This window comes from Chloroflexota bacterium, assembly GCA_026706485.1.
In the GTDB taxonomy this organism is placed as follows: domain Bacteria; phylum Chloroflexota; class UBA11872; order UBA11872; family UBA11872; genus JAJECS01.
On record JAPOYR010000013.1, the window covers coordinates 218,818 to 235,502 of the forward strand.

At 67.6% G+C, this 16,685-nt stretch carries 25 protein-coding genes; 6 read left to right on the top strand and 19 right to left on the bottom strand.

From position 1 onward, the window contains the following. Nucleotides 1–8 precede the first annotated feature (8 nt). The 3 genes from gcvPB to gcvH are packed head-to-tail and all read right to left on the bottom strand — an operon-like array spanning nt 9 to nt 3,187. Complete coding sequence (gcvPB, locus tag OXG79_14510) at nt 9–1,460, bottom strand: aminomethyl-transferring glycine dehydrogenase subunit GcvPB (protein ID MCY3784977.1); 1,452 nt, start codon at nt 1,458–1,460, stop codon at nt 9–11. After that, the gene (gcvPA, locus tag OXG79_14515) at nt 1,453–2,811 is read right to left on the bottom strand and encodes an aminomethyl-transferring glycine dehydrogenase subunit GcvPA (GenBank protein ID MCY3784978.1); all 1,359 of its coding nucleotides are present in this window, start codon (nt 2,809–2,811) and stop codon (nt 1,453–1,455) included. The genes gcvPB and gcvPA overlap by 8 nt, the downstream gene beginning before the upstream one ends. Continuing rightward, nucleotides 2,795–3,187, bottom strand: a complete 393-nt coding sequence (gene gcvH, locus OXG79_14520) for a glycine cleavage system protein GcvH (protein ID MCY3784979.1) — start codon at nt 3,185–3,187, stop codon at nt 2,795–2,797. The genes gcvPA and gcvH overlap by 17 nt, the downstream gene beginning before the upstream one ends. 120 nt (nt 3,188–3,307) lie before the next feature. On the opposite strand from gcvH, the gene OXG79_14525 reads away from it, so the two are divergent. From OXG79_14525 to scpB, 6 genes are all read left to right on the top strand, one after another. Further along, on the top strand, nt 3,308–4,582 hold the full coding sequence (locus OXG79_14525) for a hypothetical protein (GenBank protein ID MCY3784980.1): 1,275 nt from the start codon (nt 3,308–3,310) through the stop codon (nt 4,580–4,582). Nucleotides 4,583–4,675: 93 nt separating this feature from the next. Next, nucleotides 4,676–5,440, top strand: a complete 765-nt coding sequence (locus OXG79_14530; protein MCY3784981.1) for an SAM-dependent chlorinase/fluorinase — start codon at nt 4,676–4,678, stop codon at nt 5,438–5,440. A gap of 58 nt (nt 5,441–5,498) precedes the next feature. Next, nucleotides 5,499–6,128 (top strand): site-2 protease family protein, encoded by a 630-nt coding sequence (locus OXG79_14535; GenBank protein ID MCY3784982.1) that lies wholly within the window; start codon nt 5,499–5,501, stop codon nt 6,126–6,128. Then, complete coding sequence (locus OXG79_14540) at nt 6,118–6,606, top strand: HD domain-containing protein (GenBank protein MCY3784983.1); 489 nt, start codon at nt 6,118–6,120, stop codon at nt 6,604–6,606. The genes OXG79_14535 and OXG79_14540 overlap by 11 nt, the downstream gene beginning before the upstream one ends. Next, nucleotides 6,603–7,373, top strand: coding sequence for a ScpA family protein (locus OXG79_14545; protein ID MCY3784984.1), 771 nt, complete (start codon nt 6,603–6,605; stop codon nt 7,371–7,373). The genes OXG79_14540 and OXG79_14545 overlap by 4 nt, the downstream gene beginning before the upstream one ends. Then, the gene (scpB, locus tag OXG79_14550) at nt 7,373–7,984 is read left to right on the top strand and encodes an SMC-Scp complex subunit ScpB (GenBank protein ID MCY3784985.1); all 612 of its coding nucleotides are present in this window, start codon (nt 7,373–7,375) and stop codon (nt 7,982–7,984) included. Before OXG79_14545 ends, scpB begins: the two co-directional genes overlap by 1 nt. Before the next feature lie 6 nt (nt 7,985–7,990). Here the strand turns inward: scpB and rpsI are convergent, their stop codons facing one another. From rpsI to rpsE, 16 genes are read right to left on the bottom strand one after another with little or no spacing between them, the layout of a single operon-like run. Further along, entirely contained in the window at nt 7,991–8,383 is a 393-nt protein-coding gene (rpsI, locus tag OXG79_14555) for a 30S ribosomal protein S9 (protein MCY3784986.1), read from the bottom strand. 4 nt (nt 8,384–8,387) lie between these two features. Continuing rightward, a complete protein-coding gene (rplM, locus tag OXG79_14560) occupies nt 8,388–8,801 on the bottom strand; it encodes a 50S ribosomal protein L13 (GenBank protein MCY3784987.1) in 414 nt (137 codons plus the stop codon). Continuing rightward, nucleotides 8,798–9,589: a tRNA pseudouridine(38-40) synthase TruA gene (gene truA, locus OXG79_14565; GenBank protein MCY3784988.1), complete on the bottom strand. Its 792-nt coding sequence runs from the start codon at nt 9,587–9,589 to the stop codon at nt 8,798–8,800. Before truA ends, rplM begins: the two co-directional genes overlap by 4 nt. Beyond that, nucleotides 9,586–9,936, bottom strand: a complete 351-nt coding sequence (gene rplQ / locus OXG79_14570; protein ID MCY3784989.1) for a 50S ribosomal protein L17 — start codon at nt 9,934–9,936, stop codon at nt 9,586–9,588. The genes truA and rplQ overlap by 4 nt, the downstream gene beginning before the upstream one ends. Before the next feature lie 2 nt (nt 9,937–9,938). After that, nucleotides 9,939–10,907, bottom strand: coding sequence for a DNA-directed RNA polymerase subunit alpha (locus OXG79_14575; GenBank protein ID MCY3784990.1), 969 nt, complete (start codon nt 10,905–10,907; stop codon nt 9,939–9,941). 57 nt (nt 10,908–10,964) lie between these two features. Next, nucleotides 10,965–11,597 (bottom strand): 30S ribosomal protein S4, encoded by a 633-nt coding sequence (gene rpsD / locus OXG79_14580; protein MCY3784991.1) that lies wholly within the window; start codon nt 11,595–11,597, stop codon nt 10,965–10,967. A 24-nt stretch (nt 11,598–11,621) separates the two neighbouring features. Beyond that, nucleotides 11,622–12,011, bottom strand: coding sequence for a 30S ribosomal protein S11 (gene rpsK / locus OXG79_14585; protein ID MCY3784992.1), 390 nt, complete (start codon nt 12,009–12,011; stop codon nt 11,622–11,624). Nucleotide 12,012: 1 nt separating this feature from the next. Continuing rightward, nucleotides 12,013–12,396, bottom strand: coding sequence for a 30S ribosomal protein S13 (gene rpsM / locus OXG79_14590; protein MCY3784993.1), 384 nt, complete (start codon nt 12,394–12,396; stop codon nt 12,013–12,015). Between the two features lie 12 nt (nt 12,397–12,408). Next, on the bottom strand, nt 12,409–12,522 hold the full coding sequence (gene rpmJ, locus OXG79_14595) for a 50S ribosomal protein L36 (GenBank protein MCY3784994.1): 114 nt from the start codon (nt 12,520–12,522) through the stop codon (nt 12,409–12,411). A gap of 9 nt (nt 12,523–12,531) precedes the next feature. Then, nucleotides 12,532–12,861, bottom strand: a complete 330-nt coding sequence (locus OXG79_14600) for a translation initiation factor IF-1 (GenBank protein ID MCY3784995.1) — start codon at nt 12,859–12,861, stop codon at nt 12,532–12,534. Beyond that, nucleotides 12,861–13,649, bottom strand: coding sequence for a type I methionyl aminopeptidase (gene map / locus OXG79_14605; protein ID MCY3784996.1), 789 nt, complete (start codon nt 13,647–13,649; stop codon nt 12,861–12,863). Before map ends, OXG79_14600 begins: the two co-directional genes overlap by 1 nt. Next, nucleotides 13,646–14,197 carry an adenylate kinase gene (locus tag OXG79_14610; GenBank protein MCY3784997.1) on the bottom strand — a complete coding sequence of 184 codons (552 nt, stop codon included), beginning with the start codon at nt 14,195–14,197 and terminating at the stop codon, nt 13,646–13,648. The genes map and OXG79_14610 overlap by 4 nt, the downstream gene beginning before the upstream one ends. Nucleotides 14,198–14,222: 25 nt before the next feature. Further along, nucleotides 14,223–15,503, bottom strand: coding sequence for a preprotein translocase subunit SecY (gene secY / locus OXG79_14615; protein MCY3784998.1), 1,281 nt, complete (start codon nt 15,501–15,503; stop codon nt 14,223–14,225). Next, complete coding sequence (rplO, locus tag OXG79_14620; protein MCY3784999.1) at nt 15,500–15,946, bottom strand: 50S ribosomal protein L15; 447 nt, start codon at nt 15,944–15,946, stop codon at nt 15,500–15,502. Before rplO ends, secY begins: the two co-directional genes overlap by 4 nt. 7 nt (nt 15,947–15,953) lie before the next feature. Then, a complete protein-coding gene (gene rpmD / locus OXG79_14625; protein ID MCY3785000.1) occupies nt 15,954–16,148 on the bottom strand; it encodes a 50S ribosomal protein L30 in 195 nt (64 codons plus the stop codon). After that, complete coding sequence (gene rpsE, locus OXG79_14630) at nt 16,141–16,683, bottom strand: 30S ribosomal protein S5 (GenBank protein ID MCY3785001.1); 543 nt, start codon at nt 16,681–16,683, stop codon at nt 16,141–16,143. Before rpsE ends, rpmD begins: the two co-directional genes overlap by 8 nt. Between the last annotated feature and the right edge of the window lie 2 nt (nt 16,684–16,685).

The following is a 16,685-nucleotide window of genomic DNA, read 5'->3' on the forward strand; positions in this document are numbered from 1 at the left end:
CTTGCGTTCTAGCCGGCGGGAGTCCAGTTCACGTCCGGCGAGCGGTTGGCCGTCACTTCGTCCAGCCGGCGAGTGGGCGCGGTCATCGGCGCGGCGTGCAGCATCTCCGGATTCGACTCGGCCTCCTGGGCCACGTTGATCAGGGCCTCCGCGAATTGGTCCAGCGACTCGATCGACTCGGTCTCCGTCGGCTCGATCATCAGCGCCTCGTCGACGATCAGCGGGAAATACACCGTGGGCGGATGCACGCCGTAGTCGATGAGCCGCTTGGCGATGTCGGTGGTGCGTACGCCCAGCGCCCGCTGCCGCGTACCCGCCAGCACCACCTCGTGCATGCAAATGCGGTCATAGGGGATGTCGAAGTGCGGCGCCAGTCGCGCGCGCAGATAGTTCGCGTGAAGCACCGCGTCATCGGCCACCTCGCGCATGCCGTCCCGCCCCAGGCTGCGAATGTAGGTATAGCCTCGAATCAGGTTGCCGACGTTGCCGACGTGCGAGTGCACCCGGCCGATGCTGTCGGGACCCGCCGGCTCGAGCGCATAGCCCGCATCGCGTTGGACGATCTGCGGACCCGGCAGAAACGGCGCCAGATGCGCCTGAACACCCAGCGCTCCGGCCCCGGGCCCACCGCCGCCGTGGGGCGTGGTGAATGTTTTATGTAAATTCAAATGCATCACGTCGATGCCCAGATCGCCCGGACGCACCCGGCCCAGCATCGCGTTCATGTTGGCGCCGTCGCCGTACACCTGCCCGCCGGCCGCATGCACGCGCCGCGTGACCTCCAGAATTCGCTGTTCGAACAGGCCAAGCGTGGTCGGCAGGGTGAGCATCAGGGCCGCCACGTCGTCGTTGAGCTTGGCGTCCAGCTCGTCCAGGTCGATGTTTCCGTCCGGCGCCGTGCCCAGGGGCCTGACCCGCATCCCGGTCATTGTGGCCGTGGCGGGATTCGTGCCATGCGCCGAGTCGGGCACCAGCACGGTCGTCCGCCGCTCGCCGCGACTGCGCATCCAGGCCTGGATGCAGAGCAGTCCCACCATCTCGCCCTGCGATCCCGCCGCGGGCTGCGTGGTGACCGTGGCGAAGCCCGCAATCTCAGCCAGCAGGGCCTCCAAATGGTGAATGAGCGCCAGCAGCCCTTGCACCGATCCCTCGGGCTGGTAGGGGTGCGGCTCGACCAGTCCCGGAAGACGGGCTGTCACCTCGTTGATCTTGGGGTTGTATTTCATCGTGCAGGAGCCCAGCGGATATATCGCCGTGTCGATGCTGTGATTGCGCTGCGAGAGGCGCACGAAGTGGCGCATCACGTCGATTTCCGAGACCTCCGGCAAATCGAGCGCCTCGCGAACCTGGCCCTCGGGCAGCACCGCTGTCGGATCGACGGCGTCGAACTGTGGCAGGGGCGGTCGCACGCCGGGCCGGCCGGGACTGGCCAGCTCGAAGATCAGCGGCTCGCTAGCCACGATGCACGGCCCGCCAGGCATTTGAAAGCGCCTCCAGGTCGGCGCGTGTGGTGAGGTCCGTCGCGCACACCAGCAAGGCATCGTCGAGCGAGGGATCGACGCGGCCCAGCGGAAAGCCGCCAAACACGCCTTCGTCGGCCAGCGCCTGGACGGTCTCCTCGCCGCCGCGCGGCGCATGCACGATGAACTCGTGAAAGTACGGCGCGGCGTCCCAGACGGTGGCCCCAATGTTGCTGAGCGCCTCGGCGCACCGATGCGCCGCGCTCAGGCTTTGCGTCGCCAGTCCGCGCAGGCCTCCGGGTCCGAGCGCGCTGATCGAAATCGCCGCGCCAAGCGCCACCAAGGCCTGGTTAGTCGTGATGTTCGAGGTCGCGCGCTCGCGCCGGATGTGCTGCTCGCGCGTCTGCAGGGTCAGCACGAATCCCTGCTGTCCATCGATGTCGGTCGTGCGCCCGGCAATGCGTCCGGGAAGGCGGCGAATGAACGCCTGCCGCGTCGCTAGCATCCCCGCGCCGGGACCCCCGTATATCGGCGGGCCGACCAACGACCGCAGCTCGCCGGCCACGATATCGGCCCCCAGCTCGCCCGGCGGCGTCAGCAGGCCGAGCGAAATCGGGTCGGTGACCACGTAGACAATCTTGGCCCCGTGACGCTCAGCGGCCTCCACCACCGGCGCCGGGTCCACCACCCAGCCGAAAAAGTCCGGGCGCTGCAGCACCACGCAGGCCGTCGTGTCGTCGATGGCCGCCGCCACCGCCTCGATGTCCGGCGCCACGTTCTCGCCGGTCCGAATCCAGGCGTCGATGGTGCGAATCTCCACGTCGACCGCTTGGGTGTAGGTAGCCGCGACCTCCCGATAGGCCGGATGCACCGTCCCAGCCATGACGACGCCGGAGCGGCGCGTGATGGCCCGGCACATCAGCACGGCCTCGGCCAACGCGGTCGCACCGTCGTAGAGCGAGGCGTTCGCCACCTCCATGCCCGTGAGCCGACAGACGAGACTCTGAAACTCGTACATGGATTGCAGCGTGCCCTGCGTCATCTCGGCTTGATAGGGCGTATAGCCCGTGTACCACTCCGAGCGCAGCAGCTGCTGATCCACGAGCGCCGGCACGAAATGGCGGTAGAACCCGGCCCCCAGGAAGCTGGGAGCGCCCTCGGGGACCCGGTTCCGCTCAGCCAGGGCGCGCACCTCGCGCAGCACGTCGACCTCAGGCAGGGCCTCCGGCAAATCGAGCGTGGGATCGCGATGGGCGGCGGGGATGTCGACGAACAGGTCGTCGATCGAATCGACGCCGATGGTCCGCAGCATGCGCGTGCGGTCGGCGTTGGTGCTAGGCGAGTAGCTCATCCACGAATGCGTCGTAGGCTTCGGCGTCCAGCAAGTCCTCGATGGCCGTGGCGGCGTCATCCGGGCGCACGCGAATCAGCCAGCCGTCGTGAAACGGCGAGTTGTTGACCAGCTCGGGCGCGCCGTCGAGCTCCGTATTGACCGCGATGACCTCTCCGGCCACCGGCGCGTAGAGCGGCGACACGGCCTTCACGGACTCCACGGTGCCGAATTCGTCCATCACGTCGACGTGGAGGCCTTCATCGGGTAGCTCCACAAACACCACGTCGCCCAGTTGCTCGGCGGCATAGGGCGTGATGCCCACGACTACGTCATCGCCGTCAAATCGGGCCCATTCGTGCTCGCGCGAATAGCGCGCGTCGGTTGGGACTGTCATGAGATCCCGTCTACCTGGTGTGGCGCGCGCGGGGCCGCTTCATCGACGGAACGCGCCACAATGCGCGGCAAGACCGACGCCTAGAATAGCCCAGCCGCCCCGCTTGCGTGTGTAAAGCCCATGACAGTGCCCCGGTCGTGCACGGTCGTCTTTGTCGGCGCCGGCAACCCCGCTGCCATGTCGCAAAAGGCCCGTCGGGCAATCCGCGAGGCCGACGCGCTGGTCGCCTGGATCGAGCCATGTGCTGGGCTGGTGGATCGTCCACTGGTGCGGCTCGAGACGCCGTCGCACCAATCGTGGGAATCACTGCTGCTTGGTCTGGGAGCGGGCGACGTGACCTACCTGGCCCCTGGCTATGGACCCGACGACGATCCCGGAGCGGCCATCGTTTCGGAAGTCCTGGCGGATGCCGGCTTCGAGGTCGAAGTGTTGAGTCTGGACGGACCTCAGGCGGCTGGACCGGCGACGATCGGACCGGCGGCCCAAGCGTGGCTACCCGACCCGGCGCTGGCGGCATTAGTGCGGGGCATTCGCGATGCGGCCGAGCTCGAACGCTGGCGTCAGACGATTGCACAGGAGTTCGGCCAGGACACCCAACTCCGCGTGCGTCCGTGGAATTCAACCGCCTGGCAGGACCTCGACGATCAACCGGCAGACTTCCCCTTGACGCTGCACGCGGAGCCTTCCGAGGCGTCGCGTGAGCGTTCGGTCGCTCGTCTCCGCAGGGTCTTCGAAACGCTGCGGGGACCCGAGGGCTGTCCGTGGGACCGCGCCCAAACCCACGCCTCGCTGCGCAAGTATGTCCTGGAGGAGGCCGCGGAAGTCGTCGACGCCATTGACGACGGCGAGCCGGCTGACCTCGCGGGCGAGCTTGGCGACCTCCTGGCCAACATCGTGTTGCACGCGGAAATCGCGCGCCAGGAGGAAAACTTCACCTGGCCGGATGTCGTCCAGGGCATCACCGCCAAGATGGTGCGCCGCCATCCACACGTCTTCGGCGAGCAGACCGCGCACCAGATATCCGAGGTTGCCGCCATCTGGCAAGACGCCAAGCGCGCCGAATCCGGGCGAGACGGCAGGGCGACCGGTGACGGAGCGCTGCCCGCGCTGGCGCAGGCGGCCAAGCTTGCCGCCAGCCTGGATGGCAGCCCGTCACCGGACGGTTTGCCACCGGGCGCCGCGGCTGCGCTTCGCTGGTATCGAGATTCGGAACCTGCCCCCGACGATGCCCGCGCCGGCGACGCGCTGCTCGGCCTGGCGCTTGCCGCCAGGCGCGTGGGGATCGACCCCGAGCTGGCACTCCGCGACGCGCTGCGGCGGCTTCACTCGCGGCTCGCGGCCGCCGAGTCGACGCAGGCCGACGGTTCGTCGACTGAGAATACTTATGTCAAATAGACCTCCGCGCATGCGACTGTCGGCGTCACCACGGCCAGCGAGCGCCATCCCTGCCACCATTGACGGCATGCATGCCGCGGCACTTGGGGCCTGATGCAGCGCCTCGTCGCCCTGATCAGTGACTTTGGGACCACCGATCCCTACGCCGGCCAGATGGAGGCCGCCGTGCTGGCCCAAGCCCCGGACGCTCAGGTGGTATCGATCACGCACGGAATTCCCCCACAAGACATCGCGCTTGGCGCGGTTGTCGTGGCGGCCTCGCTGGAGCGCCTGTCCCCGGGCGCGATCCTCGTGGCGGTCGTCGACCCCGGCGTGGGCGGCCGGCGCCGCGGCCTGATCGTGCGCGCGGCGTCGCGCTGGCTGGTGGGGCCCGACAACGGGCTCCTGATGGGAGCAGCGGCCGTCGAGGGCACATGGCATCTCGATCGGCCCGAATACTGGCGCGCCGATCCCCACCCCACGTTTCACGGCCGGGATGTGTTCGCCCCCGTCGCAGGTCACCTGGCCCGCTACGTGCGTCCGGACGCGATGGCGTCGCCCATTGACGACGCTATACCCGCACCCGAGACCATGGCGAAAACGCGGGACGGCACGGTGGAGGGGCGGGTCGTCCACGTCGATCACTTTGGCAATTTGATCACCAACATTCCGAGCGCCGCCGTTCGCGCCATCGCGCACGGCATGGTTGAGCTCGGCGGCGTGCGCATCGACAGCGTGCAGCCGACCTACGGCTCGGGATCGGATCCGGTCGCCGTGGTGAGCAGCCTCGGGCTGTTGGAAATCGCGATTCCCGGCGGCAGCGCCGAAGCAACCCTGGCCGCAAAGCGCGGCGACCCCGTTCGGCTGCGGCCGGCATGACGTCGCGATCGGCGCATGCGCAGTGCATTATGTCAACTCCCTGCTCTAGGACCACGCCATGTTGCTGAGACTGGCCGACCAACCGGAGCTGCTGATCACCGTGATCGTGGCATTCGTGGTGGCCATCACCATCCACGAAGCCTCCCATGCCTTGGCCGCCACTTGGCTTGGCGACGACCTGCCTCGGCACCAGGGACGCTTGACGTTGAATCCCATGCGCCATCTCGATCCGCTCGGCACGCTCATGATCGCCATCGCCTCGTTCGGTTGGGGCCGTCCGGTGCTGGTCAACCCATATCGCCTCCGCTTCGGCGTCAATCGCGGCATGGCATTGGTGGCGCTCGCGGGACCGGTGTCGAACGTCGCGCTCGCGGCGGCGATCACGCCGGTGACGCGACAGTTCATCGACTCATCGCCCAACGACACCGTCACGCTGGCGCTCGTCGTGATCGTGCAGCTCAATATCCTTCTTGCGGCCTTCAACCTGCTGCCGGTCCCGCCGTTGGACGGGTTCAGCGTGCTGGTCGGCGTCGCTCCGCAGCCGCTCGCCGACCGGCTCAACGAGTTGCGCCGGTATGGCCCCTACCTGCTTATCGGGATCTTTCTGCTCATTTGGCTGATTCCGCAGGGAACGATCATCATCACTGGCCCGGCGCAATGGGTCTCGGGACTCCTCCTTGGCGCTTAGCTATCGCGTGAAGCAATTCGCCCGGACCTTCGTCGCCACGGTACCGCGTCAGCAGTTGCACCGAGCCCAGAAACTCCTAACGCCCAACGAGCGCCAACTCCTGGCTCGACTCCAGCCCGCCGATCAGCGGCACTCGTTGGCCGTCTACGCGGCGGCGCGGGAAGCCGCACCGGAGGATCGTGTGCTCTGGGTGGCGGCGCTGCTGCATGATGTGGGCAAAGGCCGGCCGGGGCGCCTCGATCGCGTGATGCTGACGCTGCTGGAAACGTCCGCCCCGTGGCTGCTCATCCGTTGGCGACGGTATCCGCCGCAGAGCCGTCGCGGCCGGGTGGCGCGCCTGGTGGCGCATACCGAGGCCAGCGCGCAACTGGCGACGCTTGCGGGATCGGCGCCCGAGGTGGTCGAGACCCTGCGGGCCTACGGCCACCGCGACCACGCCCGCGGGCGGCTGCTGGCGGAGTTGGACGCGACGCGATGAAGATCCCGTGGCGCGCGGTCGGCCAGCATTCGGCGCTCACCGGATTCGAGGTCCGCGTCGACGGATTCGACGGACCGCTCGACCTGTTGCTCGATCTCATCGAGCGCCAGGGATTGGACATCACGGGCGTCTCCGTGCTCGCGGTCACCGACCAGTTCCTCGCCTACGCGCAGGACATCGAAGCGCAGTATGCGGACGCCGCCTCGGAGTTTCTGCTGGTCGGCTCTCAGTTGCTGTTGCTCAAGTCGCGCGCGCTGCTGCCGGCCCAGCCCGACGATCCGGAGGAAGAAACGGCCGAGGATCTGGCCGCCCGGTTGCGGGTGTACGCCGCGTTCAGAGCCGTCGCCGCCGAACTGGGCGAACGCTGGGAGTCGGGCGCCACCTCGTTCATTCGGGTCGCCACGCCGCTGGTTGCCCAGCCGCCGCTGGAGTCCGGAGGCGGCGACTTGGACGTGCTCATGGCCGCCATGCGGTCGTTCGTGGCCCGTGCCGAGGAGGCAGACGCCGGGCCGCCCGTGCCGCACCGGCGCGTCAGCGTGGATGAACGCGTGCGCGCCGTTCGCGAGCGTATGGCGTGCGAGGGTGAGCTGGCGTTCTCGTCGCTGGCCGCCGAGTGCAGCGGACGTGACGAGCTTGTCGCGACGTTCATGGCGTTGCTCCACCTGGTGATCGAGCGCAGCGTGCAGGTCGTCCAGGCGCGGCCGTTTGGCGAAATCATGTTGCGTTGGTCGGCCGCGACGGCCAACGGCGATGGGCAGGCAACCTGATGGCCACACCCGACCGCGGGTCACCTGCCACCGACGGCCCGGATTTCACCGGCGAGTTGGCCGACGATCTGGGCTTGAGCGTCGTGATCGAGGCGCTGCTGTTCGTCGCCGATCGACCATTGACCGTTGACGAGATCGCCGAGATCACCGGCGCCCCGTCCGCCGACGTGTCCGACTCGATATCGCGGCTGCAAGACGTCTACGCCGACCGCGGCATCGTGCTGCTGCAGCATGCCGACGGTTATCGGCTGGTCTCGTCGCCGCGGGCGGCGACGTTTTGTCGGCGCCTGCTCGGTCTCGAGACGCGCGCGCGCCTGTCGCGGGCCGCGCTCGAAACCCTGGGCATCATCGCCTATCGACAGCCGGTGACTCGGTCGGAGATCGAAAGCATCCGTGGCGTCGACGCCGACAGCGCCCTGGCCACGTTGCTCGCCCGCGGCCTGGTGGAAGAAGTCGGCCGGCTCGATACGCCCGGACGCCCGGTCCAATTCGGAACGTCCGATCTGTTCCTGGCCTACTTCGGCATTCCGTCGCTCAGCGCGCTGCCGGAACTCGATCTTCCCGATCCTGAGCACGGCGACGCGGCGTCACGCGCGCCAACGGACGACTGACGAAACCTAGCGCTTCGTAAACTGCTTGGCCTTGCGCGCGCCCACCAGGCCGGGCTTCTTGCGCTCCTTCACGCGAGCGTCGCGCGTGAGCATGCCGGCCCGCTTCAACGGCGGCCGAAACTCCCGGTCCATTTCGCAGAGCGCTCGCGCCAAGCCCAGGCGGATCGCGCCGGCTTGCCCGCGCTGTCCGCCGCCCTTCACCAGCGCCGAGATGCCGACGTTGGCCTCTTCGAGCACGCGCAGGGGTTCCAGGGCGTGGTATCGGTCAAACGCCAGCGGCAGGAACTGCTCGATGGGTTTGCCGTTCACGATGAACGGACCGCCGCCCGGAAAGACCCGAACCTGGGCAATGGCTGACTTTCGCCGGCCCAGACCGTAGTAGTAGTTTCCTTCGAGCATGGTGTCAGGTTACCGCCTTCGGCCGTTGGCCGGTATGGGGATGCTCCGCGCCGGCATACACCCGCAGGCGGCGAAAGCACGCCCGTCCGAGCGCGTTCTTCGGCAGCATGCCGCGGACCGCAAGCTCGATCACGCGCTCCGGTCGCTGCTCCAGCATGCGGTCCAGGCGCGTCTGCCGCAGCCCACCCGGGTAGCCCGAGTGTCGGTAGTAGTACTTCTGCGTGGGCTTGTTGCCCGTCACGCGCACCTGCGACGCATTGATGACGATCACGCCATCGCCGCAATCGAGATTCGGAGCGAACTCCGGCTTGTGCTTGCCCCGCAGCAACTGGGCGACCTCGGTCGCCAGCCGGCCAAGGACACGTTCGTTCGCGTCGATCACCCGCCAGTCGCGGGTTCCGGCCGCCTTGGCGCTCATGCCGGCGCCTCCAGGGCCACCGCCGACTGTTCGGCGCGGTTCGCTGTCGACGGATACTTCACGTCCACGAGCGTCAAGCCGTGCGCGGGCGCCGTCGCGCCCACGGATGCGCGGTCGCCCGATTGGAGCAGGCGTCGCACGTCGCCGGCCGTCAAGTCTCCGCGGCCAACGCGCACCAGGGCGGCCACCATCCGCCGCACCATGCGGTGGAGAAAGGCGTTGCCCGATACGCGCACGGCGACCATGGATCCCTCGCGCCACACGGCAATGTTGGTGATGTCCCGCCACGTGCGCGTCTCAGGCCCAATGGTGAAGGCGCGAAAGTCATGGGTGCCGACGAACTCGCCCGCGGCGTCCTGCATGAGCGCCACGTTCAGCGGTTCGCGAACGTGCCACGCGCGGTCCCGGTCCAAGACCGGACGCTGCGGCGTCTGGACGATGCGGTACTCGTAGGTCCGCTCGACCGCGTCCCGTCGCGCGTGGAAACCGTCGGCCACCGTCGAGAGGTCATGGGCGACCAGATCCTCGGGCAGCCGGGCATTCCAGGCGCGCCACAGCGTCGCGTCATCCAATCGCGTCTCCACGCGCGTGCTCACCACCTGACCCGTCGCATGCGTGCCGGCATCCGTCCGGCCCGCGCCCGTGACGTGAACCGCGTGGCCCACGACCGATGCCAGCGCGGCTTCCAGCTCCTGCTGCACGGTGCGCGCGGCGGCCTGGCGCTGAAATCCGGCAAAGCCGGCGCCGTCGTATTCGAACGTGGCGCGGACGGTGCGGGATTGGGTCACAGCAGCTCCAAGCGCGCCAAGGGAGCGCCGTCGCCCAGCCGGCGACCCAGGCGGTACATCTTGGTGAACCCGCTGTCGCGGTCGGGAAACCGCTCCGGCACGGTGTCGAACAGATCCTTCACGACCTCGCGGTCGGGGAGCCACGCCAGCGCCTGGCGTCGGGCGTGCAGATCGCCGCGCTTCGCCAGCGTCACCAGGTGGTCCACTTCGGGTCGGATGGCCTTGGCCCGCGCCTCCGTGGTCTGGACGTGGCCGTGCAAAAGCAACGAGCGCACCAGGCCGCGCACCAGCGACTTGCGGCGCGCCGGATTGCAGCCCAGGTGCCGTCCCTTGCGGCGATGACGCATGGCTAGCTCGTCTCCTCCGCCCCATCGCCGTCGGCAAGCGTGAGCCCGCGTTGGGACAGCCCGGCCCGAATCTCGTCAATGAGGCGAACGCCCATGCCGCGCAGCGCGAAGAGGTCGTCCTCGGTCATCGCCGCGACCTCCTCGATCGTCTCCACGCCATGCCGCTTCAGGCAGTTGACCGCCCGGTTTGAGAGCTTGAGATCTTCGAGCGGCTCACCGGGCGCCACGCCCTGGTCGGCCAGCAAGTCGATCGCCGGCCCGGCCGCCACTTCGTCGTCGCCAATCATGCCGAACGACTTGACGAGCTGCTGGGCGGCGGCGCGAAGCGCGTCGTGCGGCCCCGTCGTGCCGTCGGTCCACACCTGCAGCACCAGCCGGTCGTGCTCCGTGTCCTGCCCAACCTGGGCATGCTCCACGTGATATTCGACCTTGGTTACCGGCGTAAACACGCGATCGAGCGGAATGACGCCGATCGGCAGCGACTTGGCGCCTTCCGATGGCACGTATCCCACGCCCTGCTCGACGGTGAACTCGCAGCGCAGCAAACCCTCGCTGGGCAGCTCGCACAGATAGTGGTCGGGATTCACGATCTCAACCCCGCTCGGCACCTCGATGTGACCGGCGGTGATGACGCCGGGTCCGGTGTGCTCCAGCATGCACAGCGAAGGCTCGCGGTTGAACGACCGCAGCCGCACGCGCTTGACGTTGAGCAGAAACTCGACGATGTCCTCGCGCATGAAGTCGAGCGTGCTGAACTCGTGTAAGGCGCCATCGATACGCGCCGTGGCGATTGCCGCGCCGGGCAGCGACGACAGCAACGCGCGTCGCAGCGGCGTGCCGAGAGTGTGGGCAAACCCAGGCCGCAACGGCTCAATGTGAAACAAGCCGTAGTCGTCGCCGAGCTCCTTCGGCTCGACGGCGATCGGATCGGGCTCAACCGGACTCGCGGCTTCCAACGATTCTAGTAACACAGGCGTCCTCTCGGATGCGGCTGGCGCACGTCATGCTTGCGCCTCCGCACGAAGTCCCTACCGGGAATAGAACTCAACGATGAGCTGCTCGTTCACAGTGGCGTCAATGTGGTCGCGTTCAGGCAGCGCCGTCACCACGCCGCTGAATTCGTCAGGCGTCACGTGCACCCATTCCGGACGCCCCATGGCGTCGGCCCGGGTCAGCGCGCCGGCGATCGCCTCGATCCGGCGACTCTTCTCTCGCACCTGCAGGTTGTCACCGACCTTCAAGGTGGCCGACGGAATGGTGTGCTTGCGACCGTTCAGCACGATATGGCCGTGGTTGATCAGCTGGCGCGCCTGCGCCCGGCTGAGCGCGAATCCCATCCGGTACACCACGTTGTCGACGCGCAGCTCCAACTCCTGCAGCAGGCGCTCGCCGCGCGATCCGGCCCCGCGGCCCGCGCGCTTGAAGTATCGGCGGAACTGTCGCTCCAGCACCCCGTAGAGGCGGCGGGCCTTCTGCTTCTCGCGCAGCTGCACCGCGAACTCGGTGGCCCGACGGCGCGAGAGCCCGCGCGCGCCGGGGCCGCCCCGATCGCCGCGTCGCTCGATCGCACACTTCGGCGTGTGGCAGCGATCGCCTTTCAAGAAGAGCTTTTCGCCCTCGCGACGGCAGAGCCGACAGACGGGACCGGTGTAGCGTGCCATGGGCGATAGTTCCTCGAATACGTCCTAGACGCGTCGGCGCTTCGGTGGGCGCGGACCGTTGTGGGGGATCGGCGTCACGTCGGAAATGCTCGTGATGTTGAGGCCGGACCCTTGCAGCGCGCGGATCGCGGCATCACGCCCGGACCCCGGACCGCGAACGTAGACGTCGAGGTCGCGCATGCCCATGTCCATGGCCTGCCGCGCCGCTTGATCGGCCGCCTGCTGCGCCGCGAAGGGCGTGCTCTTGCGAGACCCGCGGATGCCAACCGTACCCCCGCTCACGCTGGTCAGCGTCTCGCCCTGAAGATCGGTGATCGTGATGATCGTGTTGTTGAAGGTCGCGTGCACGTGCGCGGCGCCCTTGGGCACCGGCGTGCGGTCTCGGCGACGGGCGCGACTGGATCGTTCGGCCATGCTAGCCCCGCTTGATCACGCGCTTGCGGATACCCACCGCCCGGCGTGGCCCTTTGCGCGACCGGGCATTGGTCCGCGTGCGTTGGCCCCGCGCCGGTAGTCCGACGCGATGGCGAATGCCGCGATAGCACCCAATCTCGCGCAGGCGCGCGAGATTGGTTTGCACCTCGCGACGCTTCTCGCCCTCCACGCGCAGGTGACGGTCGATCTGGTCGCGAATTCGGCCCAGGTCGTCGTTCGTCAGATCGATGACCCGCTTAGACCCGGTTACGCCCGCGTCCGCCAGAATTCGACGGCTGGACGTGCGCCCGATTCCGTAGATGTAGGTCAGCGCGATCTCAACGGGCTTCTCCCGTGGAATATCGACCCCGGCGATGCGTGCCATGGCGCTACCCGCCTACCCTTGCCGCTGCTTGTGCTTGGGGTTCTCGCAGATCACGAGGACCCGGCCGCGCCGACGAATGATGCGGCACTTGTCGCAACGCGGTTTCACGGATGCGCTGACTTTCATGCGACGCCCCTACTCGACCCGCTCGTTGCGCAGACGCCAGGTAATGCGTCCACGCGTCAGGTCATAGGGCGAAAGCTCCAGCTTCACACGGTCACCCACGCCCACGCGAATGAATCGCAGCCGCATGCGGCCGGACAGGTGGGCCAGGATCGCCGGCGGCTCGTCTTCATCCGAACCCGTGACCAGGCGCAGCGGCTTGCCGTTCGGCCCGATGGGTCGCACCAGGAACATCGTGTTGGGCAGCGTGTCGACCACCTCGCCCTCCACCTCGATCATGGGCGACTTGCTCTTGCCGTTGGAATCGGCCGTGCGGGCCTCGCGTGCCGATCGCTGGGCCATCAGGCGCCCGCCCGCTGCGTGAGCACGATCGGTCCCGTCGCCCCGACGACCATCGTGTGCTCGAAGTGCGCCGAGAGGCTGCCGTCGGCGCTGCGGGCGGTCCAGCCGTCGGCGTCAAAGCGCACGTCGGGACTGCCCACGTTCACCATGGGCTCGATGGCAAGCGCGGTGCCCGCCTCGAGCACGGCACCGGTGCCCGCGGTGCCGAAATTCGGCACTTGCGGCGGCTCGTGCATGGTCCTTCCGATTCCGTGTCCCACAAATCTCCTGACGACCGCGAACCCGGCGCTCTCAACGAGGCCCTGCACGGCCGCGCCGACATCTCCGAGCCGATTTCCCGGTAGGGCGACGGCGACTGCCGCATATAGCGCGTTGCGCGTCACGGCGATCAGACGCTCCGCCTCGTCGTCGACTTCGCCGACGGCAACGGTTACCGCCGAGTCGGAGTGCCATCCGTCGAGGATCACTCCACAATCGATGCCAATGATATCGCCTTCCTGCAGCGCATTTCCACTTGGGATTCCATGCACGATGACATCATTGGTGGAGGCGCAGATGCTGCCGGGAAAAGGCGCAATCCCGGGGGACCCGGCCGGCACGCCCAGGAACGACGGTGTGCCCCCGTTGTCGCGAATAAACTCGTCCGCCACCGTGTTCAGGTCATTCGTCGTGACGCCGGGCTCCACCGCCGCCTCGACCAAGGCCAACGCGCGCGCCAGTAAACGGCCCGATGCCCGCATTCCCTCGATTTGCTCGGGCGTCTTCACCACCACTTTGCCCGCGTTCATGCGACAAGCGCCCCCAGCGCGTCGCCGATCCGCTGTGCCACGGTGTCGATGTCGGCGTCCCCATCCACGCGAGCCACGAGTCCGCGCTCCGTGTAGTACTGGATCAGCGGCGCCGTGGTGGTCTGGTAGACCTCCAGCCGATAGCGCGCCGTCGCGTAGTCGTCGTCGTCTCGGCCGCGACTCATCAGCCGACCGAGCGCGACCTCGTCGGGAAGATCCAGGACCAGCACCACGTGCAGGCCCGCCGAGTAGCTGGCGAGCACGCCGTCCAGCGCCTCCGCCTGCGCCAGCGTTCGGGGAAATCCATCGAAGCAGATTCCGGAATTTCTCTGTCCGGCCACCAGGTCCTCGACCAGCTGCATCACCAGATGGTCGGGCACGAGGCGGCCCGACTCGACGTAGTCCCGCACCTCCATCCCGACAGGCGCGCCCTCCGCGATCGCCTGGCGAAAGAGCCCGCCCGTCGACACGTGGGTGATCTGCAGCCGCTCAACCAGCATTTCGGCCTGGGTGCCCTTGCCGGCGCCCGGCGGCCCAAGGAAAACCATGATCAATGGTGCGTGACTCGCCAACCTACCGAATGAATCCTTCGTAGTTGCGCATCAAGAGTTGGGCCTCGAGCTGCCGCATGGTATCGAGCACGACGCCGACCACGATCAGCAGGCCCGTGCTGCTGAGCGCCACGGCGTTGACGTTGGTCACCAGCTGCGCCAGAAAGGGCAGCACGGCGACGAACCCAAGAAACAGCGACCCCGCCAGCGTCAGGCGATTCACGACGCGCATCAGGTACTGCTGCGTGGGACGGCCCGGGCGTATTCCCGGAATAAAGCCGCCATTCTTCTGCAGGTTCTCCGCCAGGTTCTGCTGCTGAAAGATGACCAGCGTATAGAAGTAGGTGAAGGCGATCACCAGGAAGAACGTCGCCACCCAATAGATGAAATTGCTGGGACTCATGGCATTCGCAATGCCGCTGGCCAGGCCCGCCAACCAGGTGATGTCGGTGCCCTCGAAGTAGCTGGCGATGGTGCCCGGCAGCAGCATGAAGGAGAACGCGAAGATCAGCGGGATCATGCCCGCCGAGTTCACCTTGAGGGGGATATGCGTGCTCTGGCCGCCGTACATGCGGTTGCCGCGCACGCGCTTCGCGTAGTGGACGGGGATTCGCCGCTGCGCCTCTTGCACAAACACGATCGCGCTGATCATCGCCAGGCCGATCACCACCACCGCCAGGAATCCGCCGATGTTCTCGCCGGCGAACAGGGCCTGTCCCACGGCCTGCGGCGCCCCCGCCACGATGCCGGCGAAGATGATGATGGAGACGCCGTTGCCCACGCCGTTCTCCGTGATCAGCTCGCCGAGCCACAACAGGAACATCGACCCGGCGGCCATCACGATCAGCATGGCCACGATCTCGGGGGCTCCGAGGGACGGCGAGATCAAGTCGGCCTGCGAGCTGCGCAGCAGCGTGATCTGGCCAAAGCCCTGCAGCATGGCGAACGGAACCGTGGCGATTCGGGTGTACTGCGCGATTTTCTTGCGCCCGCTCTCGCCTTCCTTGGAAAGCTCCTGCAACCGCGGAATCAGCGGCGTGAGGACCTGGAACGCAATCATCGCGGTGACGTAGGGATAAACGCCCAGGGCCACGATGGAGAAGTTCTCGAGCGCGCCGCCCGAAAGCAGGTTCAGGAATCCGAGGAGCTGATTGCCTTCGAAGAACTCCTGCAGCCGATCCGTCGCCACCCCCGGCATGGGGATATGCGCCACGAGGCGAAATAGCACCAGGAGGCCAATCGTGAACAGGATCTTCCGGCGCACATCCGGCAATCGGAACGCGGTGATGGCGGTCTGGATCACGCAGGAATTTCCTCGGCGGTGCCGCCGGCCTCCTCGATCTTCTTCTTGGCCGCAGCCGAAAACTTGGGTGCGCGAATCGTCAGCGCGTGCGGCAAGTCGCCGCCCGCCAGGATCTTGAACAGGCCATCGTCGATGATGCCGCGGGCGCGCAGCTCATCCGCCCCCACCACGGCCCCCTCATCGAACTGAGCCAGGCGGCCCAGATTCACCGGCTGGTAGTCGGTTCGAAATCGGTCGTTGGTGAAGCCACGGCGAGCGGGAAAGCGCCGGAGGAGCGGCGTTTGGCCGCCCTCGAATCCCGGCGTCGGCCCCGGCCCGCTTCGCGCGCCCTGGCCGAGCATGCCTCGACCGGACGTCTTGCCGCGGCCGCTGCCTTCGCCGCGACCGACGCGACGGCGGCGCCGTCGCCGGCGTGGCGTTCGAACGAGCTCATGCGGTTTCACGATGTGCTTACTCCGCGGCCTCGCGGCGGCATTCGACGAGGTGCCCCACCACCACGAGCATGCCGTCGATCGCCGCCGACTGCTCGTGCTCGGCGGTCTTGCCAATCCGTCCCAAGCCCAGCGCGCGCAACGTCTCCTGCTGACGGCGCGTGGTGCCGATCGAACTCCGCACCTGACGCAAATGCAGCTTCGCGCTAGCCATCGTCGCCCGAGTCAACCGCGGCCAGCCGCAACGCCCGCTGCTCGCTCGGGTCGCTCAGCGCCTGCAGGGCTTCAACGGTGGCCTGTACGACGTTGATGGCGTTTGACGAGCCGATGATCTTCGTGAGCACGTTTCGCACGCCGGCCAGCTCCAGCACGGCGCGCACGGCGCCACCGGCGATCACGCCCGTCCCCGAGCCCGCGGGACGCAGGATGACCTTGGACGCGCGAAAGCTTGCTTCCACGTAGTGCGGGATGGAGCCATCCTCGGTGAGCGGCACGTCGAACATGGCGCGGCGCGCTCGTTCCTGGCCCTTCTGAATGGCGTCCGCCACCTCGCGGGCGCGGCCGACGCTGACGCCGACGCGACCGTTGCGATCGCCCACCACCACGATGGCGTTGAAGCCGAATCGCCGCCCGCCGCGAACGACCTTCGATACGCGCTTGATCCGCACCACGCGATCTTCGAATCGCTGGCGCTCGCCGTCGGCGTCCAGAAAGCCGGCCTGTCGTCGTCCCCGACCATCGAATTGCACGA

What these genes read in the sequence shown, in the direction of transcription:
- OXG79_14545 (MCY3784984.1), top strand. Translation starts at nt 6,603, where the DNA reads ATGAAGATCCCGTGGCGCGCGGTCGGCCAGCATTCGGCGCTCACCGGA.
- rpmJ (MCY3784994.1), bottom strand. Translation starts at nt 12,522, where the DNA reads ATGAAAGTCAGCGCATCCGTGAAACCGCGTTGCGACAAGTGCCGCATC.
- map (MCY3784996.1), bottom strand. Translation starts at nt 13,649, where the DNA reads ATGAACGCGGGCAAAGTGGTGGTGAAGACGCCCGAGCAAATCGAGGGA.
- rplM (MCY3784987.1), bottom strand. Translation starts at nt 8,801, where the DNA reads ATGAGCGCCAAGGCGGCCGGAACCCGCGACTGGCGGGTGATCGACGCG.
- rpsD (MCY3784991.1), bottom strand. Translation starts at nt 11,597, where the DNA reads ATGGCACGCTACACCGGTCCCGTCTGTCGGCTCTGCCGTCGCGAGGGC.
- rpsK (MCY3784992.1), bottom strand. Translation starts at nt 12,011, where the DNA reads ATGGCCGAACGATCCAGTCGCGCCCGTCGCCGAGACCGCACGCCGGTG.
- rpsI (MCY3784986.1), bottom strand. Translation starts at nt 8,383, where the DNA reads ATGCTCGAAGGAAACTACTACTACGGTCTGGGCCGGCGAAAGTCAGCC.
- rpsM (MCY3784993.1), bottom strand. Translation starts at nt 12,396, where the DNA reads ATGGCACGCATCGCCGGGGTCGATATTCCACGGGAGAAGCCCGTTGAG.
- gcvH (MCY3784979.1), bottom strand. Translation starts at nt 3,187, where the DNA reads ATGACAGTCCCAACCGACGCGCGCTATTCGCGCGAGCACGAATGGGCC.
- OXG79_14610 (MCY3784997.1), bottom strand. Translation starts at nt 14,197, where the DNA reads ATGGTTTTCCTTGGGCCGCCGGGCGCCGGCAAGGGCACCCAGGCCGAA.
- OXG79_14535 (MCY3784982.1), top strand. Translation starts at nt 5,499, where the DNA reads ATGTTGCTGAGACTGGCCGACCAACCGGAGCTGCTGATCACCGTGATC.
- OXG79_14600 (MCY3784995.1), bottom strand. Translation starts at nt 12,861, where the DNA reads ATGGCCCAGCGATCGGCACGCGAGGCCCGCACGGCCGATTCCAACGGC.
- scpB (MCY3784985.1), top strand. Translation starts at nt 7,373, where the DNA reads ATGGCCACACCCGACCGCGGGTCACCTGCCACCGACGGCCCGGATTTC.
- OXG79_14530 (MCY3784981.1), top strand. Translation starts at nt 4,676, where the DNA reads ATGCAGCGCCTCGTCGCCCTGATCAGTGACTTTGGGACCACCGATCCC.
- gcvPA (MCY3784978.1), bottom strand. Translation starts at nt 2,811, where the DNA reads ATGAGCTACTCGCCTAGCACCAACGCCGACCGCACGCGCATGCTGCGG.
- OXG79_14525 (MCY3784980.1), top strand. Translation starts at nt 3,308, where the DNA reads ATGACAGTGCCCCGGTCGTGCACGGTCGTCTTTGTCGGCGCCGGCAAC.
- rpmD (MCY3785000.1), bottom strand. Translation starts at nt 16,148, where the DNA reads ATGGCTAGCGCGAAGCTGCATTTGCGTCAGGTGCGGAGTTCGATCGGC.
- rplQ (MCY3784989.1), bottom strand. Translation starts at nt 9,936, where the DNA reads ATGCGTCATCGCCGCAAGGGACGGCACCTGGGCTGCAATCCGGCGCGC.